The 25,162-nt window shown below is 67.8% G+C and carries 28 protein-coding genes; 12 read left to right on the top strand and 16 right to left on the bottom strand.

The features are described from left to right. The first annotated feature begins 99 nt into the window (after positions 1-99). Together OG474_RS07870 and OG474_RS07865 are read left to right on the top strand one after the other, a co-directional pair. Positions 100-828 (top strand): DUF4118 domain-containing protein, encoded by a 729-nt coding sequence (locus OG474_RS07870; RefSeq protein WP_405061553.1) that lies wholly within the window; start codon positions 100-102, stop codon positions 826-828. Between the two features lie 238 nt (positions 829-1,066). Next, a complete protein-coding gene (locus tag OG474_RS07865; protein WP_405061552.1) occupies positions 1,067-1,894 on the top strand; it encodes a Bax inhibitor-1/YccA family protein in 828 nt (275 codons plus the stop codon). A 149-nt stretch (positions 1,895-2,043) separates the two neighbouring features. Here the strand turns inward: OG474_RS07865 and OG474_RS07860 are convergent, their stop codons facing one another. The 3 genes from OG474_RS07860 to OG474_RS07850 form a co-directional block, all read right to left on the bottom strand. Then, positions 2,044-2,274 (bottom strand): DUF4287 domain-containing protein, encoded by a 231-nt coding sequence (locus OG474_RS07860; RefSeq protein ID WP_391546123.1) that lies wholly within the window; start codon positions 2,272-2,274, stop codon positions 2,044-2,046. Positions 2,275-2,394: 120 nt separating this feature from the next. Continuing rightward, entirely contained in the window at positions 2,395-3,159 is a 765-nt protein-coding gene (locus tag OG474_RS07855) for a glycoside hydrolase family 16 protein (RefSeq protein WP_405061551.1), read from the bottom strand. Between the two features lie 86 nt (positions 3,160-3,245). Then, the gene (locus tag OG474_RS07850) at positions 3,246-4,280 is read right to left on the bottom strand and encodes an SGNH/GDSL hydrolase family protein (protein ID WP_405061550.1); all 1,035 of its coding nucleotides are present in this window, start codon (positions 4,278-4,280) and stop codon (positions 3,246-3,248) included. A 124-nt stretch (positions 4,281-4,404) separates the two neighbouring features. Between OG474_RS07850 and OG474_RS07845 the strand changes: the two genes are divergently transcribed. Further along, positions 4,405-5,778, top strand: coding sequence for a cystathionine beta-synthase (locus tag OG474_RS07845; protein ID WP_405061549.1), 1,374 nt, complete (start codon positions 4,405-4,407; stop codon positions 5,776-5,778). 243 nt (positions 5,779-6,021) lie between these two features. Here the strand turns inward: OG474_RS07845 and OG474_RS07840 are convergent, their stop codons facing one another. From OG474_RS07840 to OG474_RS07820, 5 genes are all read right to left on the bottom strand, one after another. Continuing rightward, positions 6,022-7,473 carry a flavin-containing monooxygenase gene (locus OG474_RS07840; protein ID WP_405061548.1) on the bottom strand — a complete coding sequence of 484 codons (1,452 nt, stop codon included), beginning with the start codon at positions 7,471-7,473 and terminating at the stop codon, positions 6,022-6,024. A gap of 80 nt (positions 7,474-7,553) precedes the next feature. After that, a complete protein-coding gene (locus tag OG474_RS07835) occupies positions 7,554-8,774 on the bottom strand; it encodes a lactate racemase domain-containing protein (RefSeq protein ID WP_405061547.1) in 1,221 nt (406 codons plus the stop codon). A gap of 10 nt (positions 8,775-8,784) precedes the next feature. After that, complete coding sequence (locus tag OG474_RS07830) at positions 8,785-9,552, bottom strand: hypothetical protein (protein WP_405061546.1); 768 nt, start codon at positions 9,550-9,552, stop codon at positions 8,785-8,787. A gap of 47 nt (positions 9,553-9,599) precedes the next feature. After that, positions 9,600-10,346, bottom strand: a complete 747-nt coding sequence (locus OG474_RS07825) for a GNAT family N-acetyltransferase (RefSeq protein WP_405061545.1) — start codon at positions 10,344-10,346, stop codon at positions 9,600-9,602. Then, positions 10,339-10,899 carry a hypothetical protein gene (locus tag OG474_RS07820; RefSeq protein WP_405061544.1) on the bottom strand — a complete coding sequence of 187 codons (561 nt, stop codon included), beginning with the start codon at positions 10,897-10,899 and terminating at the stop codon, positions 10,339-10,341. Before OG474_RS07820 ends, OG474_RS07825 begins: the two co-directional genes overlap by 8 nt. Positions 10,900-10,946: 47 nt before the next feature. On the opposite strand from OG474_RS07820, the gene OG474_RS07815 reads away from it, so the two are divergent. Then, the gene (locus OG474_RS07815; RefSeq protein ID WP_405061543.1) at positions 10,947-11,768 is read left to right on the top strand and encodes an AAC(3) family N-acetyltransferase; all 822 of its coding nucleotides are present in this window, start codon (positions 10,947-10,949) and stop codon (positions 11,766-11,768) included. Between the two features lie 21 nt (positions 11,769-11,789). Here OG474_RS07815 and OG474_RS07810 read toward each other — a convergent pair whose 3' ends face one another. After that, entirely contained in the window at positions 11,790-12,290 is a 501-nt protein-coding gene (locus tag OG474_RS07810; protein ID WP_405061542.1) for a GNAT family N-acetyltransferase, read from the bottom strand. Between the two features lie 94 nt (positions 12,291-12,384). Between OG474_RS07810 and OG474_RS07805 the strand changes: the two genes are divergently transcribed. Next, positions 12,385-12,891, top strand: coding sequence for a DinB family protein (locus tag OG474_RS07805; RefSeq protein WP_405061541.1), 507 nt, complete (start codon positions 12,385-12,387; stop codon positions 12,889-12,891). A gap of 22 nt (positions 12,892-12,913) precedes the next feature. Here OG474_RS07805 and OG474_RS07800 read toward each other — a convergent pair whose 3' ends face one another. Further along, entirely contained in the window at positions 12,914-13,921 is a 1,008-nt protein-coding gene (locus OG474_RS07800; protein WP_405061540.1) for a ferritin-like protein, read from the bottom strand. A gap of 341 nt (positions 13,922-14,262) precedes the next feature. On the opposite strand from OG474_RS07800, the gene OG474_RS07795 reads away from it, so the two are divergent. Continuing rightward, entirely contained in the window at positions 14,263-14,862 is a 600-nt protein-coding gene (locus OG474_RS07795; RefSeq protein WP_405061539.1) for a histidine phosphatase family protein, read from the top strand. A gap of 6 nt (positions 14,863-14,868) precedes the next feature. On the opposite strand, the gene OG474_RS07790 is transcribed toward OG474_RS07795, so the two are convergent. Beyond that, entirely contained in the window at positions 14,869-15,315 is a 447-nt protein-coding gene (locus tag OG474_RS07790; protein ID WP_405061538.1) for a type I secretion C-terminal target domain-containing protein, read from the bottom strand. A gap of 82 nt (positions 15,316-15,397) precedes the next feature. Here OG474_RS07790 and OG474_RS07785 point away from each other — a divergent pair, with 82 nt between their 5' ends. Both OG474_RS07785 and OG474_RS07780 read left to right on the top strand, forming a co-directional pair. Continuing rightward, positions 15,398-15,925 carry an Imm21 family immunity protein gene (locus tag OG474_RS07785; protein WP_405061537.1) on the top strand — a complete coding sequence of 176 codons (528 nt, stop codon included), beginning with the start codon at positions 15,398-15,400 and terminating at the stop codon, positions 15,923-15,925. 77 nt (positions 15,926-16,002) lie between these two features. Beyond that, complete coding sequence (locus tag OG474_RS07780) at positions 16,003-16,734, top strand: class I SAM-dependent methyltransferase (RefSeq protein ID WP_405061536.1); 732 nt, start codon at positions 16,003-16,005, stop codon at positions 16,732-16,734. Between the two features lie 39 nt (positions 16,735-16,773). Here OG474_RS07780 and msrA read toward each other — a convergent pair whose 3' ends face one another. Together msrA and OG474_RS07770 are read right to left on the bottom strand one after the other, a co-directional pair. Beyond that, positions 16,774-17,412, bottom strand: a complete 639-nt coding sequence (msrA, locus tag OG474_RS07775) for a peptide-methionine (S)-S-oxide reductase MsrA (protein WP_405061535.1) — start codon at positions 17,410-17,412, stop codon at positions 16,774-16,776. Positions 17,413-17,527: 115 nt separating this feature from the next. Continuing rightward, positions 17,528-18,970, bottom strand: a complete 1,443-nt coding sequence (locus OG474_RS07770) for a PLP-dependent aminotransferase family protein (protein ID WP_405061534.1) — start codon at positions 18,968-18,970, stop codon at positions 17,528-17,530. Between the two features lie 62 nt (positions 18,971-19,032). Here OG474_RS07770 and OG474_RS07765 point away from each other — a divergent pair, with 62 nt between their 5' ends. Further along, on the top strand, positions 19,033-19,701 hold the full coding sequence (locus tag OG474_RS07765) for a YitT family protein (protein WP_405061533.1): 669 nt from the start codon (positions 19,033-19,035) through the stop codon (positions 19,699-19,701). 45 nt (positions 19,702-19,746) lie between these two features. Here the strand turns inward: OG474_RS07765 and OG474_RS07760 are convergent, their stop codons facing one another. The 3 genes from OG474_RS07760 to OG474_RS07750 form a co-directional block, all read right to left on the bottom strand. Then, complete coding sequence (locus OG474_RS07760; RefSeq protein ID WP_405061532.1) at positions 19,747-20,094, bottom strand: ArsR/SmtB family transcription factor; 348 nt, start codon at positions 20,092-20,094, stop codon at positions 19,747-19,749. Then, positions 20,084-20,515: an SRPBCC domain-containing protein gene (locus OG474_RS07755; protein ID WP_405061531.1), complete on the bottom strand. Its 432-nt coding sequence runs from the start codon at positions 20,513-20,515 to the stop codon at positions 20,084-20,086. Before OG474_RS07755 ends, OG474_RS07760 begins: the two co-directional genes overlap by 11 nt. Before the next feature lie 141 nt (positions 20,516-20,656). After that, positions 20,657-20,917: a hypothetical protein gene (locus tag OG474_RS07750; RefSeq protein WP_405061530.1), complete on the bottom strand. Its 261-nt coding sequence runs from the start codon at positions 20,915-20,917 to the stop codon at positions 20,657-20,659. Between the two features lie 194 nt (positions 20,918-21,111). Between OG474_RS07750 and OG474_RS07745 the strand changes: the two genes are divergently transcribed. The 3 genes from OG474_RS07745 (at position 21,112) to OG474_RS07735 (ending at position 25,053) form a co-directional block, all read left to right on the top strand. After that, positions 21,112-22,266 (top strand): cystathionine gamma-synthase, encoded by a 1,155-nt coding sequence (locus OG474_RS07745; RefSeq protein WP_405061529.1) that lies wholly within the window; start codon positions 21,112-21,114, stop codon positions 22,264-22,266. Positions 22,267-22,420: 154 nt separating this feature from the next. Further along, entirely contained in the window at positions 22,421-23,785 is a 1,365-nt protein-coding gene (locus OG474_RS07740; RefSeq protein WP_405061528.1) for a glutamate mutase L, read from the top strand. 32 nt (positions 23,786-23,817) lie between these two features. After that, complete coding sequence (locus OG474_RS07735; protein WP_405061527.1) at positions 23,818-25,053, top strand: AI-2E family transporter; 1,236 nt, start codon at positions 23,818-23,820, stop codon at positions 25,051-25,053. Positions 25,054-25,162: the final 109 nt, after the last annotated feature.

Raw genomic sequence — 25,162 nt, 5'->3', positions numbered from 1 at the left:
CGGTAGGACCCGGCGGCCGGAGGTGGCCACTGGATTACGGCTGATAGACGTTTGCGAGAAGGGTTGAACCGAAGCGGGTCGGCGAGGCTCAATGGAAGTGTGAATCGCAATCGGGTGCTCGCGGTCGGGCTGGTGGTTCCGCCGGCGGTGTGTGGTCTGCTCGCGCTGCTGCGCGACAGCTTCGACAACGCGAACGCCGCGTTGCTGCTGGTGGTGGTGATCGTCGCGGTGGCCGCCTCCGGGTACCGGTCGGCGGGTGTGCTCGCGGCAGTGTCGAGCGGAGTGTGGTTCGACTTCTTCCTGACGGTTCCGTACAACCGGCTCACCATTGACAGTCGCGACGACATCGAGACCGCGATCCTGCTGGTCGTGATCGGTGTCGCGGTGAGTGAGATCGCGATCTGGGGCCGTCGGCAACAAGCCCGCGCGTCCCGGCACCGCGGCTACCTGGACGGCGTGATCACGACGTCCCAGGCCGTCTCCGAGGGCGGTTCCACCCAGGATTTGATCGACCGCGTCTGCGCGGAACTGACCGTCGTACTGGGGATCGACGGGGTGAAGTTCGTTGCTGGCGGCAACCGTACGTCGGCCCCGCAGCTCAACTCCGACGGCACCGTCACCCGCGGTGGCCGGGTCCTCAAGGTCGAACGCGACGGCCTGCCCACCAATGCCGAGATCGAGCTGCCGATCCAGCACGCGGGCCGGGTCCGGGGCCGTTTCCTCCTCACCGCGGCGACCCACATCGCCCGCCCGGACCTGCAGCAACGCCAGGTCGCGGTCGCCCTGGCCGACCAGGTCGCGACCGCCCTCATCGCTCAACCCCACTGACCGGCCTGCGGGAGCACGACGTCCTGGGTGGCCGCCGGCAAGCGTCGTACCTGCCCATACAGGTACGACGCAAAGCCGCGTTCCCGGCGGAAACTCCATTGGTGCCCGATTGAAATGCGCAACCTGTTATGGGGTTGGGTTTCGGTTGGGGAACGAGCGCCGGTTTCTCAGATGTTGTTAAGGGTGGGAACGTAGTATTTCGTCACGGCCCCGGATGTGGGTCACCAGGAGGAATCTCATGCAGAGCAGTAACCCGGTCCTGAACCGGTCGAGTGCGTTCGCGCCTGGCCATGGCCAGGCATATCCGGGGGCCGCTCCGTACGGTCAGCAGCCCGGTCAGTACGGCGGACCGGGTGTGCCGCCCCAGCAGTACCAGGGTGCACCGGCCGGCAGCCGCCCCATGACGCTGGACGACGTCATCGTCAAGACGGCGATCACGCTGGGTGTCGTGGCCGTGGTCGGCGCCATCGCGTGGAACAGGGTGCCGGACAGGTTGGTGCTGCCGGCGTTCCTCGGCGGTGCGCTGCTGGCCTTCGCGCTCGCGATGGTGCTGTCGTTCTCGCGCAAGATCAATCCCGTGCTGGTGATGGTCTACGCGGCGTTCGAGGGTGTCTTCCTCGGTGTCGGCAGCAAGGTCATCGTCAGGTGGGTCGGTGGCGACTCCAGCATCGTCGTGCAGGCGATCCTGGCCACGCTGGTGACGGCCGGCCTGACACTGGCGGCGTACAAGTACTTCGCGATCAAGGTGACACCGCGTTTCCAGAAGATGGTCATCCTGGCGACGATGGGCTTCGCCGGGGTGCTCCTGGTGAACTTCGTGCTGGGACTGCTCGGCTTCAGCACCGGGATCAGCGGGATGGGCCCGATGGGCCTGCTGTTCGCGGCGCTCGGTGTCGGCCTCGCGGTCTTCAACCTGATCCTCGACTTCGACATGGTGGAGCAGGGCGTCCGCGCCGGAGCCCCGCAGAACGAGGCCTGGCGGGCAGCCTTCGGCCTGACCGTGACACTGGTCTGGCTGTACTGGAACATGCTGCGCATCCTCGCCATCCTCCGCGGTGGCGACTAACCCCTCAGCACCACGACAATCCGAAGGGCCGGCTCACCACGAGCCGGCCCTTCGGCCGTTGTAGGTAACAAAGTCCTCCGAACGACGAAGGCCCGCCCCTCCACCTGTAGGGGCAGGCCCGCGCCAAAAACTCTTCTCCTGTTCGGCTGTCAGCTCATTCGCCGGTGCGCCTTGACCAGGTCGTACTCGTGCACGATGGCGGTGGCGTGCCCGTGCGCGAGTTCGTACTCGCTGGAGAGCCACCGCACTCTGTCGTCAAAACGCAGGAACGACGGACCGTCGTTCATCAGCTGGAACCACTCGGTCATACCGCGTCCGGTGCATCTGGGCACCTTCTCCACCAAACGCTGGTGCGTTTCCTCGGAGTGGTTCAAGCCCATCTTCGCCTCCCGATATCGGGGTACCACGTTGCTATCGACTGTGCACCACGAAGACGCCTACAGGCAAGGGGTTCTTCATGAAAGTACCGTTGCGGGAGGCCAGATTTCAGGAATCGCCGCTCAGTACTTGGTGTAACGGGCCCAGTCGTACGTAGCGGTCAGTTGTCCGGTGTACTTGAACGGGCCGAGCCAGCCGTCGACACCGATGCCCGGCCAGAGGTTCAGCATCATCCGCATCGGACGAGTCGGCAACGGTCCGCGGGAGCCGTTCTCCTGATGGACGAGCCGCCCGTCGACGAACCAGTTGATGGTGCCCTGGTTCCACCATTCGATCGCGTAGTCGTGGTAGCCGGCCGCGGCATCGAAGCCCAGGTTGATGATCGTCTCGTGGCCGCCGGTGCCGTTGGTGAAGTAGTTGGTCTGCATCTGCGTGGTGTTCTTGCCGAGGATCTCGACGTCGATCTCGTCCCAGGGCTGGTTGTCGCTCGGGCCGGTGTAGGTGAAGAACGACGTCACCGTGCCGGATGCCCTGACCGCCTTCATACGGGTCTCGAACCGGCCGTACGAGAAGAGGTCGTTGGTGCGGTACTCACCGGAGGCGTAGGGCTTGCCCGAACAACCGCCCGGGCAGGACGCGTTGTCCAGGTTCAGGCCCATCACGCCGCCGTTGAACCAGACGTGGTCGGCACGCCAGCCGACGTTGAACATCGAGCCGTTGCTCCAGCCGTCGGCCTTGTGCCAGCGACCGGTGTCGAAGCCGTCGAAGTTGTCGGTGAAACTGCCGCCGATCGCGGTGACGGCGGCCTGACTGCCGGTGGGCGTCAGGACGCCGCCCAAGAGCGTGAGCGCGGCCAGTGCGAGCAGGGCGGGGCGGAACCTGGTCATGAAGACCTCCGGAGCGGTGGGGGCGGGGTCCGATCGTGTGACTGGAAGCGCTCCCAGTCAACGGCCCACCGGTTCCGGAACTTGATTCAGATGTTGATCAAAGGCTCGGATCCAGGCTTGCTGTCCGACTCGGCCACCCGGTCGACCTCGGCCTTCGGGTGCCGGCGGCGGTGCCGCAGCGCGGCCCAACGGCCCCGCGGACCGCGCTCGCGCCCTGCCACCTCGGTCGCCGCGACCTCGGTGCCCGCCGTCCGGGCAGCCTGTACGGCGGCCTCGGCGATCGGCAGGATCGCCTCGCCCCGGAAGGACTCGGGGTGCACGAACGACTCCGGCCCGACCCCCATCGCGGCCGCCACGGAAGGCAGTAGCGCGGCGGAGGCAGCGGCGTACCCGATCGCGGAGGGGTGGAAGTTGTCCCGGCCCCACATCGTCGGGTCGGCCTTGAAGGCCGGTCCGAGCATCGAGCCGAGCGAAACCGTCCGCCCACCGGCCTCGACCACGGCGATCGTCTGCGCGGCGGCGAGCCGGTGGCTCCAGGCGCGAGCGAACTGCCGCAGCGGCGGCATCATGGTCGGTACGACGCCGAGATCCGGGCAGGTGCCGACGACGACCTCACAGTTCGCCGCGCGCAAACGCCGTACCGCGGCCGAGAGCAGCCGGACCGAGACCGACGGCGACATCTGCGCCTTCACGTCGTTCGCGCCGATCATGATGACGGCGACGTGCGGGCCGGCCTGCAGCGCGGCGTCGACCTGCTGGGCCAGATCGGTCGACTTGGCGCCGGTCTTGGTGACGTCGACCAGCCGGACCGGGCGCTCGGCCAGGTCGGTGAGGCCGGAGGCGAGCATCACGCCGGGCGTCTCGTCCGGCGAATCGGTGCCGTAGCCGGCCGCGCTGGAGTCGCCGAGCATGGCGAAGGTGATCGGAAGTCCTGGGTATCTGCCGTACAGACCGCTCCCCGGAGTGGGGTAGTAACGCATCGGGCCGATCACGCGCTTCGCATACTCGGCCTCTGCGGTCAGTACGCCGTACAACGTGGCACCGATGAGTCCGAGTCCCCCGCCCCCGAAGGCAGCGGCCTGGGCGAGCCGCTTGGCCGCCCTGGCTTTGCCTTTACTCATGAGTACAAGGATTACACGCTGTCACGTACAAGCAAGCGAAATAGGGGAAACGACACGAGGATCGGACGGCTCGTCGAGGAGCATTCGGCACCAATGCCCCTCGACGAGCCGCTACCCTGAAACCGTGCGCTACGCAGAATCTCTCCTGGACCTCGTCGGCAACACCCCGCTCGTGAAGCTGGGAAAGACCACGGACGGGGCCACCCCTCTCGTCCTGGCCAAGGTCGAATACTTCAACCCCGGCGGCTCGGTGAAGGACCGGATCGCGGTCCGGATGATCGAGGCGGCGGAGGCCTCCGGCGAGCTCAAGCCGGGCGGCACGATCGTCGAACCGACCTCCGGCAACACCGGCGTCGGCCTCGCGATGGTGGCCCAGCAGAAGGGCTACAAGTGCGTCTTCGTCTGCCCGGACAAGGTCAGCGAGGACAAGCGCAACGTGCTCAAGGCGTACGGCGCCGAGGTCGTGGTGTGCCCGACCGCGGTCGCCCCCGAGCACCCGGACTCCTACTACAACGTCTCCGACCGCCTGGTCCGTGAGATCGAGGGCGCCTGGAAGCCGAACCAGTACGCCAACGAGAACAACCCGCGTTCGCACTACGAGACGACCGGTCCCGAGCTGTGGGAGCAGACCGAGGGAAAGATCACCCACTTCGTGGCGGGGGTCGGCACCGGCGGCACCATCAGCGGCACCGGCAAGTACCTCAAGGAGGTCTCCGGAGGTCGCGTCCAGATCATCGGCGCGGACCCCGAGGGCTCGGTCTACTCCGGCGGCTCCGGCCGGCCGTATCTGGTCGAGGGCGTCGGCGAGGACTTCTGGCCGGAGACCTACGACCGCGACATCTGCGACCGGATCATCGAGGTCTCGGACGCCGATTCGTTCGCGCTGACCCGGCGGCTGGCGCGTGAAGAGGCGATGCTGGTCGGCGGCTCGGCCGGGATGGCGGCCGCGGCCGCGATCCGGCTCGCGCACGAGATCGACGACCCCGAGGCCGTGATCGTCGTGCTGCTGCCCGACGGCGGCCGCGGCTACCTGACGAAGGTCTTCAACGACGACTGGCTGGCGCAGTACGGATTCCTCGCGCACGCCAAGCAGGGCACCACGCTCGGTGACGTGCTGGCCGGCAAGGACGGCAGCCTGCCGCCGCTGGTGCACACCCACCCGCACGAGACGATCGCCGAAGCGGTCGCGATCCTGCGCGAGTACGGCGTCTCCCAGATGCCGGTGGTCCGCGCGGAGCCACCGGTGATGGCGGCCGAGGTGGCCGGCGCGGTGTCGGAGCGGACGCTGATGGACGCGTTGTACTCCGGCAAGGCGCGGCTGGCCGACATGGTCGAGCAGCACATGGACCCGGCTCTGCCGTCCCTGGGTGCCGGCGAGGCCGTCACCAAGGCGGTCGAGCTGCTCGAGGGTCGCGACGCCCTGATGGTGCTGGACGACGGCAAGCCGGTGGGCGTACTGACCCGGCAGGACCTGCTGGTCCATCTGTCCGCCGACTGACCTCTCCCAGATTCGGGAGAGGACTTGGAATCAACGGTCTACGACCGAAGGCACGATGGCGAGCAGGGCCATCACGATGATGCCGATGACGATGGCTGCTGCTCCCGCGATCTGAAGGATTTCCATATCTCAAGGTTCTTTCAGATCGCCCTCGCGGACATCGGTCTCTGGACCGGTCTTGCCTTCATCCCAAGGTCGTACGTCCGACCCTGAGGTGTCATCCTTCCGGAGTCCGGGCTACCCCTACTTGACCAGCACGAAGTCGGAGGGATCGAGCTTGCGGGTACGGCGCCAGTAGGCGACGGTGAAGTCCGGCCAGATCGCCGAGTTCCGGCCGCTGGCGTCCAGGTACCAGCTCGTGCAGCCGGCGTCCCAGACGGAGCCCTTGAGGTCGTCCTGGAGACCGTCGACGAACTTCTGCTGGGACTCCTCGCGGACCTCGACGTAGCTCGCGTCCCGGCGCCGGAGCAGGTCCAGGGCCTGCATGACGTACCGGACCTGCGCCTCGATCATGAAGACCGAGGACGAGTGGCCGGTCGACGTGTTCGGCCCGACCAGGAGGAACAGGTTGGGGTAGCCGGCGACGGTGATGCCGAGATGGGCGCCGACGCCCTCGCGCTTCCAGTGCTCGCCGAGATCGGTGCCGTCCTTGCCGAGGATCGGCATCCGGGTCAGGTTGTCCATCACCGAGAATCCGGTGCCGAACACGATCGTGTCGCAGGGCCGCTCGATCCCGTCGGCGGTGACGACGCCGGTCGGCGTGACCCGGGTGATCGCGGTGGTGACGAGGTCGACGTTCGACCGGTTGAAGGCCGGGTAGTAGTCGTTCGAGACCATCACCCGCTTACAGCCGATCTGGTAGTCCGGGGTCAGCCGGGCGCGCAGGTCGGGGTCCGGGATCTGCTTGCGGAGATGCTGTTTCGCCTGTCGTTCCAGGACTTTGATGAACTTCGGGTTGGCCGCGAAACCGGCGCCGCGGGCCTCCAGCGCCCAGTAGATCGTGTTCCGGATCAGCCGCTGCCCGGCCGGGAAGGCGGCGTGCACGCGGCGTTCCAGCGGTCCGATCCCACGGTCCGGCTTCGGCGTGATCCACGCCGCCGACCGCTGGTACACATCCAGCTGCTCGACCTGCGGGGCGATCTGCGGCACATACTGGACGGCCGAGGCGCCGGTCCCGATCGCAGCCACCCGGCGGCCGGTGAGGTCGTGGCTGTGATCCCAGTGCGCCGTGTGGAACGCCGTACCGGCGAACGAGTCGAGGCCCGGGAGGTCGGGCAGCTTGGGCTCGTGCAGGCCGCCGACCCCGGTCACGAGCACCTGGGTCTCGATCGTCTCGTCGCCGTTGACCGTCACGGTCCACCGGCCGGTCGCCTCGTCGAACGCCGCCTCGGTGACCTCCGCGCCGTACCGGATCTTGTCGGCGACGCCGTACTTGTCCGCGCAGTACTCGAGGTATTCGAGGATCTCGTGCCAGGGCGCGAACATCCTGGTCCAGCGCGGGTTCTGCTCGAACGAGAACGAGTAGAGGTACGACGGGATGTCGCACGCGCAACCGGGATACGTGTTGTCCCGCCAGGTGCCGCCGAGGCGGTCGGCCTTCTCCAGGATGACGAAGTCCTCGCATCCGGCCTGCCGCAGTTTGATTCCCATGCACAACCCGGCGAACCCGGACCCGATGATCACGACCTCTGTCATAGGGCCCGAGGTTACCGGTGAGTCATTCCGCAGGGAACGGTTCTGTCCGGTTCATGCAGACAGTTCCCACCGCCGGCTGCCTATTTCAGGCGGTGCAGGACCTCACCGGCATTCGGTACGACGAGGGTGTCCGGATCGGCCTCGTAGTCCGCGAGAGTGACGGTGGCCGGGTCGAGGTAGTTGAGGTTCGCCCGGCGGACGACGTCCTCGGGGATGCCGGTCGCCAGGGTGACCTGGACGCGGAGGTGCTCGCCGGTGACCGGATCCCAGGTGCCGGCGCCGCGGAGGTGGGTCGAGTGCGCCAGGACGCCCCAGTGGACGTCGCGGAACTTCTCCCACTGGCCGAGGAAGTAGTCGCGGCAGTGGTAGCCGATCTCCTCGATCTCCGGGTGCATCGCGGCGATCCGGGTCACGTGCGGCGCGTAGAGGATCACCTCGCCGCCGTCGGCGACCACCGGCTCGAGCTTGTAGAAGCCCTTGGCCGCGGTCCAGATGTCGGCGTACTTCGCGGGCATCACCGAGACGACCCGGCGGACCGGACGGTCGAGATAGGTCACGTGGGTCTGCGCGGAGACCTTGGCGGCCTCCTCCCAGGCCTCGACGGTATCGCCGAAGGCGACAGCGTGCAGGGCGTCCGTGCCGGACTGGGCGACCACGGCGAGCGCGAGCTTCTCTGCCGGGATCAGCGCGGCCGCCTCGTTGATCAGCGCCCGCACCGGCGTGACGCCGAGGGTGCCGATGATGCTCGCGCTGGTGATCAGGGCGCCGAGCCAGTGCGAGACGTCGATGACCTCCTGGCCGGCGACACCGGGGAAGAAATACTTGTTGCCGCCGGAGAAGCCGACCACCTCGTGCGGGAAGACCGGGCCGACGACCAGCGCGACGTCGTGCTCGACGACCGCCTTGTTGAGCCGGACCGGCACCTCGTCGGTCAGCAGCCCGCCGGAGATCTCCTGGACGCGTTCGGCGCTGATCGTGCCGAGGTCGACGAACGTCTCCGGCTTCCACCACTCGTGGTTCAGCACACCGTCGTACTCGGCGCCGAGGTGTTTGCTCAGCTCGTCCGGGGTCATCTCGGCATGGGTGCCGAGGGCAATCAAGATGGTGAGCTTGCTGACGCGCTTGTCCAGCGCGGTGTGGACGGCGCGGATCAGCAGGGGGAGCGGGCAGCTGCGGGTCGCGTCCGGGACGATCACGCAGACGCTGCGGCCCTCCAGGCCGGCGCCGGCCAAGGCGTCACCGACGAAGGTCGTCACCTCGTCCTCGCTGAGGACCTGACCCGGGCCGCCGATGATGCTCACGGGTCCGACCTTACGTGGTTGAGTTCTGCTCCGTCTTGGGCGTCTCGTTTGCAACGGTTGCAGCCTTGGTCCACTGGACGTGGGTGACGACGGCGAACGTGATGGCGGCGAGCGGGGCCGCCCAAAGACGGAAGAAGGGCAGTTGGCCGGTGACGGCGGTCGCCACGAAGACCACGCCGTAGAGGATGGCGCCGGTGGCGGCGCCCCGGCGGCGGCTGGCGAGGGCGGTGCTGGGGAGCGGGCCGGTGTGCCGGTCGAGTACGACGGCGAGCGCGGCCAGGAGGAGGACCGCGGCGAACGCGAACAGCACGCCGCCGATGATCTCGCCGAAGATGATCGCCGCCGCGTTCAGCGCGGTCAGGACCGCGACAACGACCAGTAGGTCGAGGGCGCCGTACAGGAGGTGGTTGCGGTGCCGGCGGGTCAGGTCGACGCCGTCCGCCGATCTGATCGGCCCGGGCTCGCCCTTGAGGCTCTGGAGGGTCAGGACGATGCCGGCCACGACGAGCGCTCCCACCAGGATGCCGATGACCGACAGGACCACCGATTGGGTGGTGCTCAGGTAGTCGCGGACGTCGCCGCCGCCGAAGTCGCAGGTCGCGGACGGCGGGAACCAGCCGGTGTGGACGGCCGCGTCCGGGCCGACCAGCGGGCCGAGCTTCTCGAAACAGGACTTGCTCGGGTCCCACCAGCTCGGCATCGAGGCCGACACGACCGCGGCCCAGATCAGTCCGAGCACGAGTCCGGCCGCCAACGACCACCGCTTGAATGCCTGCACGCGTCCAACCCTCTCATTCGGCGCAATGTCGGCGGTGCTGGGTCGGATCAGAGCTCGTAGCAGCGTTTGGTGCCGTAGGCAACGAATCCGATGCGGCGCAGGATGGGGGCGCTGGTCGTCACGCGGGCGCTGACGAGGGCCAGGTCGGCTCCGGCGGCGAGCGCGATCTCGCAGCGGGCGGCGATCAGGGCGCGGTAGACGCCGCGGCCACGGGCCTTTGCCAGCACGCCACCACCCCACAGGCCGACCGTGTCGCCCATCAGCCGGTATCCCGCCGAGCCCACGACCTCGCCGTCGAGCTCCGCCACGAATCGCTGCGACAACAGGTCACCGCGGGCTATCGTCGCGGCTTCGCTGTCGAGCTCGTTCCGGCTCGGCGGCGGCCAGTCGAACACCTCGGAGTCCACCAGCGCGGCGCGCTCGATCGTCTCGGCGTCCAGTGCCTGCCGCACCACGACATCCTCGGGTACGGCGAGCTCCTCGGTCAGCTCTGCGCTGATCGGGCGCGCGAGGATCTCCAGGTCCTCGACCTCGGTGAACCCTTTGCCCTGGAGGAACTCAGCCGTGTTCGCTGGTTGCGTCTGCGCGTCGACCCACCAGCGCAGCCGCGTACCGGCCGGAATCCGCTCCCGCATCTCGGCATGCACCACCTCGAGCGGCCGGGTCGTGGATGACCACTGCACAACCGGCCCGCGGCTGTACACGATCAGCCGGTAGTCGTCCGCGACGATGTCCTCGGCATCGTCCGGCACCCAGACCCACTCAGCGGCCGCCTTCAACACACGCTCACGCATCAATACCTCCGTCAGTCAGTACGGCGTACCGCAGCAAACCCGCGAATGGGCTCCACTTGAAGGTATCCAACGCTTGCACGAGATCCTGCCGCTCGTCAGGGGTGAGGTAGCCCAGCCGCGCGATGTAGGTCGCGGCGCAGGCGTTCAGTACCGGTTCGTCCTGCCGCCGCGAGTCCCGGTTCACCGCTGACACCGCCGCTACCAATCCCAGCCGCGTCGCGCCACCCGGCCACCTCGGTCGGAACAGCGCCCGGTCAGCCGGCCGAAGCTGACGTTGCCCGTTCCGCTTCTCCACGGCCCGCCGGGACGCGAGCTCGCGCATTTCGGACAGCCGGATCGCGCGGCTCGCCTGAATGATCGCCACGACCCGCGTCAACGCCGCCGCGTCGTACCGGATGTCGCCGTCCGGCCGCGCCTCCGCGGTCACGTAGGCCCAGCTCGCGGTGTAACCCAGTGGGGAGTAGTCGGTCATCGCTTCCCGCAACGACAAGTACCGCCGACCCATCGGCAGGGTCTCGTCGAGCACCTTCCGGATCTGTACGCCGTACCCCATCCCGAAATCCTAAGGCGGGTTGCGGCTCAGGCTGACATGCTTTTGCGATGGTCACTCGCGCTGAGATCGCTGACGGGTTGCGTCAGCTGGGGCTGGATCGGTCGTCCGACGTGCTCGTGCACTCCTCGTTGAGTTCCTTCGGGTACGTCGACGGTGGGGCGGAGGCGGTGTGCCAGGCGCTGGTGGACACCTGTGGGACGGTGCTGATGCCGGGGTGGACGTTCGACCTGACCAGCGTTCCGGCGCCGCCTGGGCTGGTGCGGCCGCACAACGCTTATCCGCCGGCCGCGCACTGGGAGACGTTCGACGCGGCGGTCGCGCGGGCGACGGCGTACCGGGATGGCCTGCCGGTCGATCGGTGGCTCGGGCGGATCCCCGACGTACTGCGGACGTCGTTCGGACCGCTGCGGAACTCGCATCCGCTGATGGCGTTCCAGGCGGTGGGGGAGCGCGCGGCGGAGGTGCTGGCGGCGCAGCGGTTCGACTTTCCGCTCGGGCCGATCGAGGCGCTCGACGGGGACGTCCTGCTGCTGGGCGTCGGGCACACGTCGAACACCACGATCCACCTGGCCGAGCAGTATCTGGGGCGGTCGCGCTTCCACCGCTACGCGAAGATCGGCGACGGGTCGTGGGCGGAGCTCCCGAACATCTCCGGCTCGAGCGAACACTTCGATCTCCTCGAGCCATTGTTGCGTCCGGCAACGACCGAGGTGATGATCGGCGCCTGCCGAGCCCGCCGGGTGCCGATCGCCGCGGTCCTCGCCGCGACTAGGCAGGCAGTCCTCGACGATCCGGGCGCGCTGCTGTGCACCGACGATCACGACACCCGCTGCCCCGCCGCCATCCAGCAGCGACTACAGCAGCTCTAGGTCGCGCTCGGCGTACAGGGTTCAGCTCAGGACCTTGGTGAACATGAGGGTGAGGGAGTCGTCGTTGCGGACTGTCTCCATGGGGGCTACCTGGCGGCCGTCGTAGATGAGGCCTCGGCCGTCGGGGAGGTAACCGCGGCGGACGTACATGCGTTGGGCGTTGCCGTAGTCGGGGTAGAGGCCGACGCCGATGCCGACGGTGGTGGAACGGGTGGCGACGCGGGCCTCGGCGGCGTCCATGAGGGCGGTGCCGATGCCTTGGCGGCGGAGTTCGGGGAGGACGTTGAAGTCCTGGATCTCGGGGATGCCCTCGAACGGCTCGTACGGCGATTCCCAGCGGATCGTGACGTAGCCGGCGTACTGGTCGTCGATCCACGCCACGAGTACGTCGCGGGTGCCTTCGTGCTGGTCTTTGAGGTACTGGTCGTACTGGGAGACCGGTTTGGGCCAGCCGAGCTGCTCGAACGCGGCGGCGATGACGGGCGGGTCCTCGGGCTGGAGTGCGCGAATGGCCAGGTTCATGGGGCGCAGCCTAGGTTTCGGGCTGTTCGGAAGTCTTCTGGATTTCGTTTAGTAGAGGACACAAGCTGACCGCTACCCCTTCTAGAGTCGAAGCATGACGACGAACGAGCGGGACGACATCATCGACTTCCTGGGTAAGCACCGGCAGTTCCTGCGGTACTCCGCGCAGGGGCTGACCGACGAGCAGGCCAGCACGCGCAGCACGATCAGCGAGCTGACGATCGGTGGGCTGATCAAGCACGTGAGCACGGTCGAGCAGCACTGGGCCGACTTCGCGCAGACGGGTGAGAGCGCGGCGACGCCGACCGAGTACACCCCGGAGGTACTCGCCGCATGGGCTGACCAGTTCCGCCTGACCGACGGTGAGACGCTGGCCGACGTACTGGCGGCGTACGAGAAGATCGCCGCGGCCACCGACGACCTGGTTCGCACTCTCGACCTCAACGCGAGCTACGAACTCCCCGCCGCTCCGTGGCAGCCGCCGGGTGTCTTCTGGTCCGTGCGCCGCGTCTTCCTGCACATCACCGCGGAGACCGCCCAGCACGCCGGCCACGCCGACATCATCCGCGAAGCCATCGACGGTCAGAAGTCGATGGGCTGACCTGCTGGACAGTCCCGGAGGACTAGGTACGGTCCTCCGGGTCGACGTACGCGAAGGTCGGGCCGGGGGTGGTGCCGTCGGCCTCCTTCAGGGCGAGGAGCTGGAGCATGTTGGCCTTGAGGGCGAACATGGTGCGGGTCGCGTCGCGGATGAGCGCGGGCTCGCCGTTGAAGGCCTGCTCCAGCAGGTAGAGCACCACGCAGTACGTGTTGTCGAAGGCCTGCTGGGCCTTGCGGATCTCGGGGTCCTCGGACGGGCGCGGGTTGGCCTGCATCGGGATGATGCCGGCTGGATCCACGACGACCGGATCGCCGGTCGGACCGGAGCGCGGGTTGTCGCCGCGCTGATACCGGCGACCGAGCTTCAGCTCCTCGAACCGGTAGTAGTGCGCGACCTCATCGCGATCGGGGTGGAAGAAGTCGCCGTCGCCGTCCCAGATCGCGCCGCTCGACGTCCCCTCGCCTTGTTCGACGATCTCCTCGAGTGCGGCCAACGCCGACTTGAGATCCGTGACCTCGCCCAGCTTCCCATCCGTGTGATGGAACGGGCCTGCAGTCACCTGCCGAGCCGGGTCGCCGGTGAACACCTGGTCCTCACCGAGCTGGTCGCACAGATACCGCAGCCCGGCCTCGATCGCGTCGTAGAACTGGCCGATCGTCTCGTAGTGGTCGCCCTCCGCCGGCGCACCGGCAGCCTCCGGCTTCTCCAGCCGCAGGAACATCTCGAGCGCCGCCGCCCCGAACGGCAGCAGCTCCAACTCCACCTCGCCATGTGGCAACAGCCGCGGATACCTCGGCAGCATCTCCGCCGTATCCAGGCGCGGTGCCCCGCCCACGGCGTTCAGCAGATTCGCCGCCAGGGAGAGGTGGATCATCTCCTCCACGAACACACTGCTGACCAACTCGACCGCATCCTCGTTCACCCCAGGATCCAGCGAGTACAAGGCACACAGGTACGGCGGCAACGTCGCATGCTCCAGCTCCACCGCCCACTGCAAGTGCTCCCGCAGGTCCGCAACCGTCTCGATCATTCGCTCCTCGCTCTGTCCGCCCGTCCTTACAGAGCCAAGACAGAAGAGGGTCGCCACCTGTGACAGGGCCGGAGCGGTCGGGAAGGACACGTAGTAGTGGTCGCGTGCTCACTGGGTCAGGCGGGGGTGGAGCGGCGCGCGGCGGGAAACCTGGACTACTACGTGTCCTTGGCGACGGTCATCACCGCGCGGCGACACACGCCCAACGACAGGACATAGTCGTCTGCGTAGATGCCGGCGCCCGTCGGAGATTGGTGCGCGCCAACGGTCGTGGGCGTATATGTCCTGTCGTTGCGCAGATTGCCGGCGAACCATAGGCGAGCGGACAGCGTCTCCGGAAGGTGAACGAAACCGATGCGCGCTACCTCTACCTGGTCAGACATGGCGAGGCCCTGCCGGACGAGAGCGGCCTCACCGAACGCGGCCGGCGCCAAGCAGTCCTGCTCGGCCAACGTCTACGCGACATCCCCTTCACCGCGGTTCACCACAGCCCGCTCACACGGGCCGTCGAAACCGCTCAGCTCATCAATCACCAAGCCCCACTCCGCCCCTCCGAAGCAGCCGGCGACTACATCCCATACGTTCCGCGGCGAGAAGACCTTCCGGTGGACTCGGCCGACTATTACCTTGACTTCCTTCACCAGGCCACCCCCGAAGAACTCAGCCAAGGTCCCCACCTGGCCCGCGAAGCCCTCGCCCAGTTCACCGCCCCCACCGGCCACGAGCTCCTGGTCACCCACAACTTCCTGATCGCCCACCTCGTCTGCAACGCCCTGGACGCCCCACCCTGGCGCTGGCTGACCCTCAACCACTGCAACGCAGCCCTAACCGTCATCCGCCACACCCCCAACCGCCCAACCACAGTCCTCCTCTACAACGACATGACCCACCTCCCCGAACCCCTCCGCTGGACCGGCTTCCAAGCCCACCAAGGGTTTTGAGACCGGTCACTCAGGTTCTTGCAGGATGAGGTCGTCGAGGTCGTACCAGCCGACGGTGTCTATCTGGGTGAGTACGCCGGGGGAGCGCTCCAGGAAGGCGATGAGCTGGTTGGCGGCGGCCACCGACTCGTCGTACCGGGACATGATGATCTGCATGCCGACCACAGCCGACGCCGTCCTCAGGTGTGCCTCCACCTTCTCGTGCGCCGCAGGCGATCCCCTGAGGTCGTCGAGGGACTCCAGCAGTTCCTCGAGCTCCTCGCGCACCTCAGCTTCGCCGGTGATCAGATCCGCGATCAGTACGGCGTCCCCGGCCGGATCGTGGATCTCGAAGTCCGCCCAACCATCCCCGCTCACCACGAATCCGTCGCTCTGCTCACCGACGAACGCCACCAGCTCACCAAACTCGTGCCCAGGCCAACTGCTGATGACCGCACGCATGTAGACACCCATGCAGCGGATGCTGCCACATTGGCGGGTGGGCGAGGTCTGCAGCTCGACGTGGGTTTGCTCCGGGCGGGGGAGACTGCGTTCTATGACTGATGACGTGGAGCCGCAGTGTCCTCCTTGGGTGTCTTCGATGGGTGGGCCGCTCATCGTCGTACCGGTGTCCGCACTGGGCGACTGGCGCGGGGGTAGGCCTGAGGGGAATGTCACTGGGCCTGACGATGACTACGACCGGGCCTGTGCAGTGGAGGAGTGGGCTGGGGTTATTGAGGTGGGGGACTCCGCTAGTGCGCTGGTGCTGAGCGGAGACCCTGCGACCACTCGGTACCTGCCGGATGAGCGAATGTTCCTGCGTTGGCTGGCGGCGGACTCCGAGGCTGAGTTGCTGGCTGCCGCTCAGGTTGTGCTGAATGACCCTGAGCGAGAGTGGGAGTCGTGCGGGGTATGGGAGACCGATGGTGCCGCGGTCTTGATGGACTCGGCCGCGGCGGGTGGTGAGTCGGAGGAGGAGGCGCCGGTTGACGTGCCCGCTGGACGCTGGAACGTCCTCGTGATGGACGACATCGAAAAGGGACCGTCGTGGCTTTGTCTGGTGCGGCTTGTGCCTGCGACCTGAAGGGAAAATGACAGGCGTCGGCGTGGGGTGGGTGTCAGGATGGCGGGATGGTTGAGCGGGCGTTGAGTTTTGGGTCGGTGGCGGAGACTTATGAGCGGTTCCGGCCTGGGTATCCGGTGGAGCTGTTCGAGTTGGTGCGGGGGTACGCCGGGGGGCCGATTCGGAGTGCGCTTGAGTTTGGGGCTGGGACGGGGAAGGCGACGCGGTTGTTCGCGCGGGACGGGATTGCGGTCACGGCTAGCGAGCCGGATGGGCAGATGCTTGCTGAGCTGCGTAAGCACCTGCCGGCGAGTGTGACGACGGTGGAGGCTACGTTCGAGGAGCTGCCGCTGGATGCGTCGTACGACGTGGTGTATTCGGCTGCTGCGCTGCATTGGACCAAGCCTGAAGGGCGGTGGGAGCGGATGGCTGCGCTTCTGCGGCCGGGTGGGGTGTTTGCCTCGTTTGCTTCGCCGGTGCAGCTGGCCGATCCGGAGCTGAAGGCGGCCGCGCGGGCGGCGCGGGCGCCGTACCTGGAGAACGACGGTGTGCCGTGGCCGGACGAGCGGCTGCCGGCGGATCGGCCGATGGATTGGCCTGGCACGGAGCTGCTGGAGTCCGAGTGGTTCACGGATGTCCGGCAGGAGGTTGTTGAACAGCGCTTGACGATGAGCGCCCAGGACTACATCGGACATCTCTCGACGGTCTCGGCGTACGTGATGTTGCAGCCCGCCGACCGGGAGCAGGTCTTCCGCCTGGTCCTCGACGTCCTTCCCGAAACTGTGGAGGTCAACGCCGAGGTCACCACCCACCTCGCCCGCCGCGCATAGCAAGACGCCCAGCGCAGAAGCGCCGGGCGTCTAGGAGTGTTAGCTGGGGAACGGTGCGCCGGTGTTGCTGTGGCAGCGGTAGCCGTTCGGGTTCTTGTGCAGGTACTGCTGGTGGTAGCCCTCGGCGTAGTAGTGCGAGCCGAGGGGTGCGATCTCCGTGGTGATGTCGCCGTAGCCGAGGGGCTTGATGACGGGGGCGTAGAGGTCGCGGGTGCGTTCGGCCTCGGCGCGCTGCGCGTCGGTCGTGTAGTAGATCGCCGAGCGGTACTGGGAGCCGAGGTCGTTGCCCTGGCGCATGCCCTGCGTCGGGTCGTGGGTCTCCCAGAAGACCTTCAGCAGATCGGTGAAGGTGGTCTTGGTGGGGTCGTAGACGATCCGGACTGCCTCGGTGTGGCCGGTGCCTCCGGTGCAGACCTCTTCGTACGTCGGATTGGGGGAGTAGCCACCGGCGTACCCGACTGCGGTGGTGTAGACGCCGGGGAGCTGCCAGAAGATCTCCTCGGTGCCCCAGAAGCACCCGGTACCGAACCAGACCTCCTCGAACCCCTCAGGGGCCGGTGCGGTCTGCGGTGTGTGCAGCACGATGTTCTCGGCCGGTACGGCGTAACCGGGGGTGGGGCGGCCGGGCAGTGCGGCCTCGGCCTCGACCAGTGCTGTGTTCCGCTTGAAGAACGACATTCTCACGCCTCTCGCAGTTGACTCTCATAGTCTCTCAACACCCCCACCCAGGCGAACCTTCCCCGGCCCCCTTACGGCGCGATGACGTCAAACAGTCACCGTCAAGCGGTCACCGTCAGGCGATCATCGCCGGGGTGAAGCCCGCGCTACTCCGAGTGGCGGTGAGGGAGTGGTACGACGCGGCCAGCTGGCGGACGCCGTCCCGGAGTGCATCTGGTTCCAGGGTGTACGGCAGGCGGATGAACGACTCCAGACCGCCGTCGGGGGAGAAGCGGGAGCCAGCCACCAGCAGTACGCCGTTTCGCTGCGCCACCCCGACCAGACTGGAACCGACGGGCTCCGGGAGCTCGCACCACAGGGACAGTCCGCCGCCGGGGACCTCGAAACGCCACTCGGGGAGCTCAGCTGACACAGCCGCCGCCAGTGCGTCACGCCGAAGGGCCAGGGTGGCGCGGCGCTCCGGCAGCAGGGTCGCGCGGTCGCGGAGTAGCTGGGCGACTACCAGCTGGTCGAGGACGGGAGCACCCAGGTCGAGTGACGCGCGCGCGTCGAGCACGCGGGCGACCAGTGACGACGGCACTCGCATCCAGCCGATCCGCAGCCCACCCCAGTACGACTTGCTGACCGAACCGACCGTGATCACGCCCTCCGGGTGGTACGACGCGAACGGCGGCGGCATCTCCTGTCCGTCCAGCCAGAGTTCGCTGAGCGTCTCGTCGATGATCGCGGTCGTCCGGCTGCGGGCGAACGCGATCGCCAGCCGCTGCCGGTCCGCGGCCGCAAGTAACCAACCGGTTGGATTCTGGAAGTCGACCACCATCCAGGCCGCCCGCGGCGCCGTCTGCCGAATGGTTGCCTCCAGCAAGGGAAGGTCCCAGCCGCCCGGGCTCATCGGTGCCGCGACGACCCGGCAGCCACTGCGCCGGATCGCGTCCACCGAGTTCGGGTGCGTCGGGCTCTCGGTCAGCACCCGGTCGCCGATCTGCGTGAAGGCCCGGATCGCGATCGAGGTCGCGGCCAGCGCCCCGGCGGTCACGATGATCTGGTCCGGCGATGTCGGCAGCCCGTGCTCGTTGTACGTCGCGGCAATCTCCGCCCGCAGCTCCGGCAACCCCTGCGGGTGGTACCCCGGCGTCGCCAGGTGCCCCGGCAACTCCACGACAGCCGCGGCAACCGCCGTACTGATCCCTGGTACGGCGGCCGGCGCGGCGCAGGTGAAGTCGTACAACCCGTCCGTGTCGATCCCCGGCGCGTGGTGCCGCCCGAGCTCCGGCCCGACCTTCGACGGCAGCGCGGTCACACTCCCGGACCCGCGCCGGCTGACCAGGTAGCCACTGTCCCGCAGTTCCCGGTACGCCGATGCGACCGTCGTCCGGCTCACTCCGAGCGCGTCGGTCAGCTCCCGCTCACTCGGCAGCCGCGCGCCGGGCATGATCCGCCCGTCCGCGATCAGCAGGCGGAGCCGCTCGGCGAGCACCCGGTACGCCGGTCCGGTGTCGTCGGACCAGCTGCCGAGCAGACCACCGAGCGTGCTGGCAGGAAGCTGTTGCCCAATCATGCAGTCCACTATTGCGCAATTGGCTATCGATCACCAGGCCAATTGGACCGCAAACTAGAGAAGTGACCGCCACCTCCGCAGCCCCACCTCGTCAGCTCGCCGCGCTCAACCCGATCCAGCAGCTCAAAGCAGGCCACCTGCCGCGCCGCCTGGTCCAGCTGTACGTCGGGCTGGTCCTGTACGGCGCCTCGATGGGCCTGATGGTCCAGGGCAACCTCGGCCTGGATCCGTGGGACGTGCTGCACTCCGGCATCATCAAGCACATCCCGCTGAGCTTCGGGACGGTCGTCATCCTGATGAGCTTCGTGGTGCTGCTCGCCTGGATCCCGCTGCGGCAGTGGCCCGGTCTCGGCACCGTGAGCAACGCGATCGTGATCGGCCTGGCCACGGACCTCACGCTGTCGACGGTGGATCGCCCGGACGCGCTCTGGCTGCGGATCGTCTTCATGCTCTGCGGAGTGTTCGTCAACGCGCTGGCCGGCGCGCTCTACATCGGCGCCCAGTTCGGACCCGGTCCGCGCGACGGCCTGATGACCGGACTGGTACGGCGTACCGGCCTGAGCATCCGGTTGGTCCGGACGACGATCGAGATCGCGGTGGTCGCGATCGGCTTCCTGCTCGGCGGGGTGATCGGCTTCGGCACGGTCATCTACGCGCTGTCGATCGGCCCGCTGCTGCACTTCCTGCTGCCCCTGTTCACGGTCCGCCTCAAGACTGAGCCGACCGAATAAACGGCGGTGGGATCCCGGACCAGGGGGCCCGGGATCCCACCGCTTTCAAGGCTGGGTGTCGAGGTGGGACCTGAGTGCGTCGAGGTTGGAGTCCCACTGGTTGGCCAGCGCGGCCAGGAACTGCTGCGCCAGCTGGATAGGTCCCGAGTGCAGGCGGTAGCGGACGCGGCGGCGCTCACCGGGCTCGGCGATCAGCAGACCGGCCTCGGATAGCAGTGCTAGGTGTTTGGCGATCGCCTGCCGGGTGATCGGGAGCCGGTCAGCCAGATCGGTCGCCGTGGCCGGGCCGCCGGCCGCGAGCTCGGCGAGGATCGTACGCCGGCTCGGATCCGCCAGCGCCACGAACACCTGCTCGGCGACCGCCTCGCGATCGGTGGTTGGTTCAGGCTGCATTGAGGTATTCGACCAGCTCGCCGAGCTCCAGCGTCCAGCCCTCGGTGTTTCCGCCGTACGCCTTGGCGTAGTCGTCCTCCGGCAGCTGCGCGAACCCGGACTCGACCACGGTCAACCGGGTGCCGCTGTCGATCGGCTCCAAAGTGAACTCCACATAGGTACGCCGGGGGTCGTCGGCAGGCAGTCCGTAGATGTGCCACGTGTAGCCGAAGACGGTCGGCTCCTCGAGCCGCTCGATCCGCAGCTCGGCCTTGTCGCCGCTCTCCCAGGTCAGTACGGCGGCGCCGCCCGTCTGCAGGTCGACCGTCGCCTGCTCCCCGAACCAGGTCCCGAGCCCCTCGGCCGTGGTCAGCGCCGCCCACACCTTCGCCGGCGGGTGCCCGAGCTCCATCGTCCGTTCGATCCGATCCGGAAACGCCATCACAGCCTCCATTTATAGCAACCGAGTAGTTGCCATAAATGTATGGCAACTACCCGGTTGCGTCAAGCTGGAGATCTGTGCGGGGTCATCCCACCTCCGAGCGGGGATGCCACCTGCCAGATCACGGAAACGATTCAGTGGTTACGGCCACCGCCACTGGAACTGCCAACCACCACCGCAGGACGTCTCGGGTGTGCACGTCGCCTCCGGATCCAGCCAGAAGAGGTCCGTCACGACAAAGCCGTTGTGCTGGGAGATGTTCCGCAGGTTGATGCATTTGTCTTTGTCCGCACCGCAGGCGGTGGTGTGCCACGGTTCTGATGCCTGAGCCGCTGCCGCGCCACCGGTGATCAGGGCCACCGCGACCCCGCCCATCGCGACCATTCGCCCGATCGATCTCATGGAGAAACTTCCTTTCCCGTCGAAAATCGTTGCCTTACGCAACGCCTTGGCAAGCTAGTACCGCCTTCGACGGCCCGCCAAACGATTCGATCCTGCTGAAATGGTCTGTGCGGCGTGGGCCGAAAGGAGGCCCGGCTGTCTCAGGGGCGGAACGGGGTTTCGGGGTGGGGTAGACCAGGCCGTACGCTGGTCCGGTGAATTCCGAACACCACTACGGCTTCGAGACGCTCGCCATCCACGCCGGGAACGAACCTGACCCGACCACTGGCGCTGTCGTCCCGCCGATCTACGCGACCAGCACCTACAAGCAGGACGGCGTCGGCGGTCTGCGCAACGGGTACGAGTACTCCCGTTCCGCGAACCCGACCCGGACGGCGCTCGAGGAGTGTCTGGCCGCGATCGAGGCGGGTACCCGCGGGTTCGCGTTCGCGAGCGGCCTGGCCGCCGAGGACACGCTGATCCGGTCGCTGTGTGTGCCCGGTGACCACGTGGTGTTCCCCGACGACGCGTACGGCGGCACCTTCCGGCTGTTCTCGAAGGTGCTGGGCGCCTGGGGTGTCGAGATGACCCCGGCCGCGGTCACCAACCCGGAGGCGATCCGCGCCGCGATCCGCCCGGGCAAGACCAAGGTGGTCTGGCTGGAGACCCCGACCAACCCGCTGCTGAACGTCGCGGACATCGCCATCGTCGCGCAGATCGCGCACGAGGCCGGCGCAGTGCTGGTCGTCGACAACACGTTCGCCTCGGCGTACCTGCAGCAGCCGCTGGAGCTGGGTGCGGATGTCGTCGTGCACTCGACCACGAAGTACATGGGCGGGCACTCCGACGTCGTCGGCGGCGCACTGATCGTCCGGGACGCCGGGCTCGCCGACAAGATCGCCTTCCACCAAAACGCGATCGGCGCCGTCGCCGGCCCGTTCGACTCGTTCCTGGTGCTGCGCGGCATCAAGACGCTCGGTGTGCGGATGGACCGGCACAGCGACAACGCCGAGAAGGTCGTCGAGTTCCTGCAGCGGCACAAGTCCGTCAGTCAGGTGCTCTACCCGGGCGTCGAGGGCCACCCCGGCCACGAGACCGCCGCGAAGCAGATGAAGCGGTACGGCGGCATCGTGTCGTTCCGCGTCACCGGTGGCGAGGCGCAGGCGCTCGACATCTGCAACAAGGCCGAGGTCTTCACCCTGGGCGAGTCGCTCGGCGGCGTCGAGTCGCTGATCGAGCACCCGGGCAAGATGACGCACGCGTCGGTCGCCGGCACGCCCCTCGAGGTCCCCTCCGACCTCATCCGCCTCAGCGTAGGCATCGAAACCGTAGAAGACCTCCTCGAAGACCTCGAACGCGCAATGTCCTGATCCCCGACCTGCCGCCATCTGATGGGTTAACCCATCAGGTGGCGGGTTCTGTACCCGCATGCGATGGGGGAACCCGCAAGCTCGTGGGGGAACCCATCAGATGGCGGGGGACCCATCGGGCGGGGGAGTGACGAGCGAGCGGGGGTGGGTGCGGATGGTGCTGGTGGTGGCGGTTGACTTCGGGTCTACGTTTACCAAGGCGATCGCCGTTGATGTGGGCTCGGGTGATCTGGTCGCGCGGGCCGAGCATCGGACCACGATCGACACCGACGTGATGGACGGTTGGCAGGCTTGCCGGGCCGCCATGCTGGCGGTTGATCGCGGGGTGGCGCAGGCCGACGTACTGGCTTGTTCCAGTGCGGGTGGTGGATTGCGGATCGGGGTTGTCGGCAACGAAGAGTTGGTGACCGCGGAGGCGGGCAAGCGGGTCGCGTTGTCCAGCGGCGGGCGCGTGGTCGCCGTGGTCAGCGGCGGGCTGACTCCGACCTCGCTGAAGGAACTGCGCAAGGACCGGCCGGATGTCGTGCTGCTGTCCGGCGGGACCGATGGTGGCAACTCGGCCGTCATCCTCAAAGCGGCCAAGACGCTCGCGACCTACAAGTGGCGGCGACCAGTCGTTGTCGCAGGCAACAATGAGGCCCAGGCGGAGCTCGCCGACATTCTCACGGATGTTCCGCACGTGCTGGCGGACAATGTCGTGCCCGAGATCGGCGTGTTCGCGCCGGACGGCGCCCGGGCCGCGATCCGCGAGATGTTCCTCGCCCACGTGATCGGCGGCAAGAACCTGTCCCGCGATCCCGCCTTCGCCCGGATGGTCCGCGCGGCCACGCCGGACGTCGTACTGCGGGGTGTCGAGGTGCTGGCCGGTCTGCACGGCGATGTCGCGGTCGTGGACATCGGCGGCGCGACCACCGACGTCCACTCGGTCATCGAGCTCGACCCCGAGGACGCGAACCTCGGCCGCGAGGTGGTCGCGACCCACCCGGTCACCCGCACGGTCGAAGGTGACCTCGGCATGCGCTGGAGCGCCGTACCGGTGGTTGCTGCAGGCATCGAATCCGGTCTCGTCGCCGACGAAGAAGCACTCGGTACGGCGGCCGCCCGGCGGCACGCGGATCCGTCGTACCTGCCGGATTCACCGATCGAATCCCAGTACGACGAGATGCTGGCAACTGTGGCTGCGACCGTGGCGCTGCGTCGGCACGCCGGTCGGCAGCGGGTGGTGTTCGGGCCTGGTGGCCGGGTGATCGAGCGGTCCGGGAAGGATCTACGCGAGGTCGACCTGCTCGTCGGTTCGGGTGGTGTGCTGCGGCACAACGGTCCGGAGGTAGCGGCGCGCATCCTCGGGGCGGTCGCGGTCAATGCCCGGGAAGAGGGTTGGCTGGTGCCCGAGAACGCCGAGATCTGTGTGGACAAAGACTATGTACTCGCGGGTGTCGGGCTGCTCGCCGACGAGAATCCGGAGGCCGCGCGGGGCCTCGCCGCCCACATTCATGGAACTGTCCGGACCGGGCACTAGTCTCGACAGCAAGCAAAGCTGCGGAGGGGTGCATGAGCGAGGACGGCAAGGCCAAGGACGAGAGTCCGGTCGCCGACAACGACGTTGTCGAGCAGACAGCCGACACGGTGGTGCCCACGGACGATCACGTGATGGCGACGTCGAGCCGCGGGCGGATCGACACCGGCGTGACGCCGGGGATGCAGATCGCGAGCGCGTGGTCGTGGCGGTTCCTGGTGATCGTGGCCGCGGTGGCCGTGATCGGGTACGGGATGCAGTATCTGTCCGAGGTTGTCGTGCCGGTGACGGTCGGCATCCTGCTGACCGCCCTGCTCGTGCCGATCACCAACGGGCTGCAGAAGCTGCGGCTTCCGCGTGGTGCGGCGGCCGGGATCACGGTGGTCGCGACGATCGTGCTGGTCGCCGGCCTGCTGACCCTGGTCGGGACGCAGATCGCCGGACAGTTCGAGAGCCTGTCGACGCAGGTCGGTGAAGGCGTGCAGAAGCTGCGCGAGCTGGCCCGGCTCAACTTCGGGCTGACCGACAAGGACATCACCGACGCCTTCAAGCAGCTGCAGGACACGATCACTTCCGGCGGTGCGCTCGGTCAGCGCGCGGCGGAGGTCGGTTCGACGGCCACCCACGTGGTCGCAGGGCTGTTCATCTCGCTGTTCTGCCTGTTCTTCTTCCTCTACCAGGGCGACCGGATCTGGGCCTGGCTGGTCCGGCTCTTCCCGCGCCAGGCGCGCGAGAAGGCCGACTCGTCCGGCCGGAAGGCGTGGGTCTCGCTGACCGCGTTCGTCCGGGCCACGATCATCGTCGCCGCGGTGGACGCGATCGGCATCTCGCTCGGCGCGGCCATCATCGGTCTGCCGCTGGTGAGCGCGATCGGCATCCTGGTCTTCGTCGGCGCGTTCATCCCGGTCGTCGGCGCCCTGGTCAGCGGCATCGTCGCCGTCCTGGTCGCGCTCGTCGCGAAGGGCCCGGTCGTCGCCATCGTCATGCTGGCGGTCGTCATCGGCGTTCAGCAGCTCGAAGCCCACGTCCTGCAGCCGTTCCTGCTCGGCCGCGCGGTGAGCGTGCACCCGCTGGCCGTCATCCTCGCCATCGCGACCGGCGTCGTGATCGCGGGCATCGTCGGCGCGCTGATCGCCGTACCGACAGCCGCCGTCCTCAACGCCATCGTCAACCACTTGGCCGGCAACGACGTAGACCCAGAACCACCCCGCCCGCTACCCCGCCGAAAACCTCGCGTGATCGAGCCCCCGGTGGAGGCAGCGGAAGGCTAGACCTGACCGCCTCCTTCCGCAGTCCTGGCAGCGTGTCGTGAGGAGCGATCAAATGCTGGCCGAAGTCCGGGTACTGGTCTAGCCGAATCGGTGTACCCGCGCCGGCACC

This window comes from Kribbella sp. NBC_01505, assembly GCF_045040285.1.
Classification (GTDB): domain Bacteria; phylum Actinomycetota; class Actinomycetes; order Propionibacteriales; family Kribbellaceae; genus Kribbella.
The sequence above is the reverse complement of the archived record's forward strand: the minus strand, read 5'-3'. Positions and strand labels throughout refer to the sequence as shown.

Bases quoted from the DNA above. Each gene is read 5' to 3' on its own strand.
- OG474_RS07865 (WP_405061552.1), top strand. From the start codon at position 1,067: ATGCAGAGCAGTAACCCGGTCCTGAACCGGTCGAGTGCGTTCGCGCCT.
- OG474_RS07860 (WP_391546123.1), bottom strand. From the start codon at position 2,274: ATGGGCTTGAACCACTCCGAGGAAACGCACCAGCGTTTGGTGGAGAAG.
- OG474_RS07855 (WP_405061551.1), bottom strand. From the start codon at position 3,159: ATGACCAGGTTCCGCCCCGCCCTGCTCGCACTGGCCGCGCTCACGCTC.
- OG474_RS07850 (WP_405061550.1), bottom strand. From the start codon at position 4,280: ATGAGTAAAGGCAAAGCCAGGGCGGCCAAGCGGCTCGCCCAGGCCGCT.
- OG474_RS07840 (WP_405061548.1), bottom strand. From the start codon at position 7,473: ATGACAGAGGTCGTGATCATCGGGTCCGGGTTCGCCGGGTTGTGCATG.
- OG474_RS07825 (WP_405061545.1), bottom strand. From the start codon at position 10,346: ATGCGTGAGCGTGTGTTGAAGGCGGCCGCTGAGTGGGTCTGGGTGCCG.
- OG474_RS07820 (WP_405061544.1), bottom strand. From the start codon at position 10,899: ATGGGGTACGGCGTACAGATCCGGAAGGTGCTCGACGAGACCCTGCCG.
- OG474_RS07815 (WP_405061543.1), top strand. From the start codon at position 10,947: ATGGTCACTCGCGCTGAGATCGCTGACGGGTTGCGTCAGCTGGGGCTG.
- OG474_RS07810 (WP_405061542.1), bottom strand. From the start codon at position 12,290: ATGAACCTGGCCATTCGCGCACTCCAGCCCGAGGACCCGCCCGTCATC.
- OG474_RS07805 (WP_405061541.1), top strand. From the start codon at position 12,385: ATGACGACGAACGAGCGGGACGACATCATCGACTTCCTGGGTAAGCAC.
- OG474_RS07800 (WP_405061540.1), bottom strand. From the start codon at position 13,921: ATGATCGAGACGGTTGCGGACCTGCGGGAGCACTTGCAGTGGGCGGTG.
- OG474_RS07790 (WP_405061538.1), bottom strand. From the start codon at position 15,315: ATGGGTGTCTACATGCGTGCGGTCATCAGCAGTTGGCCTGGGCACGAG.
- OG474_RS07785 (WP_405061537.1), top strand. From the start codon at position 15,398: ATGACTGATGACGTGGAGCCGCAGTGTCCTCCTTGGGTGTCTTCGATG.
- msrA (WP_405061535.1), bottom strand. From the start codon at position 17,412: ATGTCGTTCTTCAAGCGGAACACAGCACTGGTCGAGGCCGAGGCCGCA.
- OG474_RS07770 (WP_405061534.1), bottom strand. From the start codon at position 18,970: ATGATTGGGCAACAGCTTCCTGCCAGCACGCTCGGTGGTCTGCTCGGC.
- OG474_RS07760 (WP_405061532.1), bottom strand. From the start codon at position 20,094: ATGCAGCCTGAACCAACCACCGATCGCGAGGCGGTCGCCGAGCAGGTG.
- OG474_RS07755 (WP_405061531.1), bottom strand. From the start codon at position 20,515: ATGGCGTTTCCGGATCGGATCGAACGGACGATGGAGCTCGGGCACCCG.
- OG474_RS07750 (WP_405061530.1), bottom strand. From the start codon at position 20,917: ATGAGATCGATCGGGCGAATGGTCGCGATGGGCGGGGTCGCGGTGGCC.
- OG474_RS07740 (WP_405061528.1), top strand. From the start codon at position 22,421: ATGGTGCTGGTGGTGGCGGTTGACTTCGGGTCTACGTTTACCAAGGCG.
- OG474_RS07735 (WP_405061527.1), top strand. From the start codon at position 23,818: ATGAGCGAGGACGGCAAGGCCAAGGACGAGAGTCCGGTCGCCGACAAC.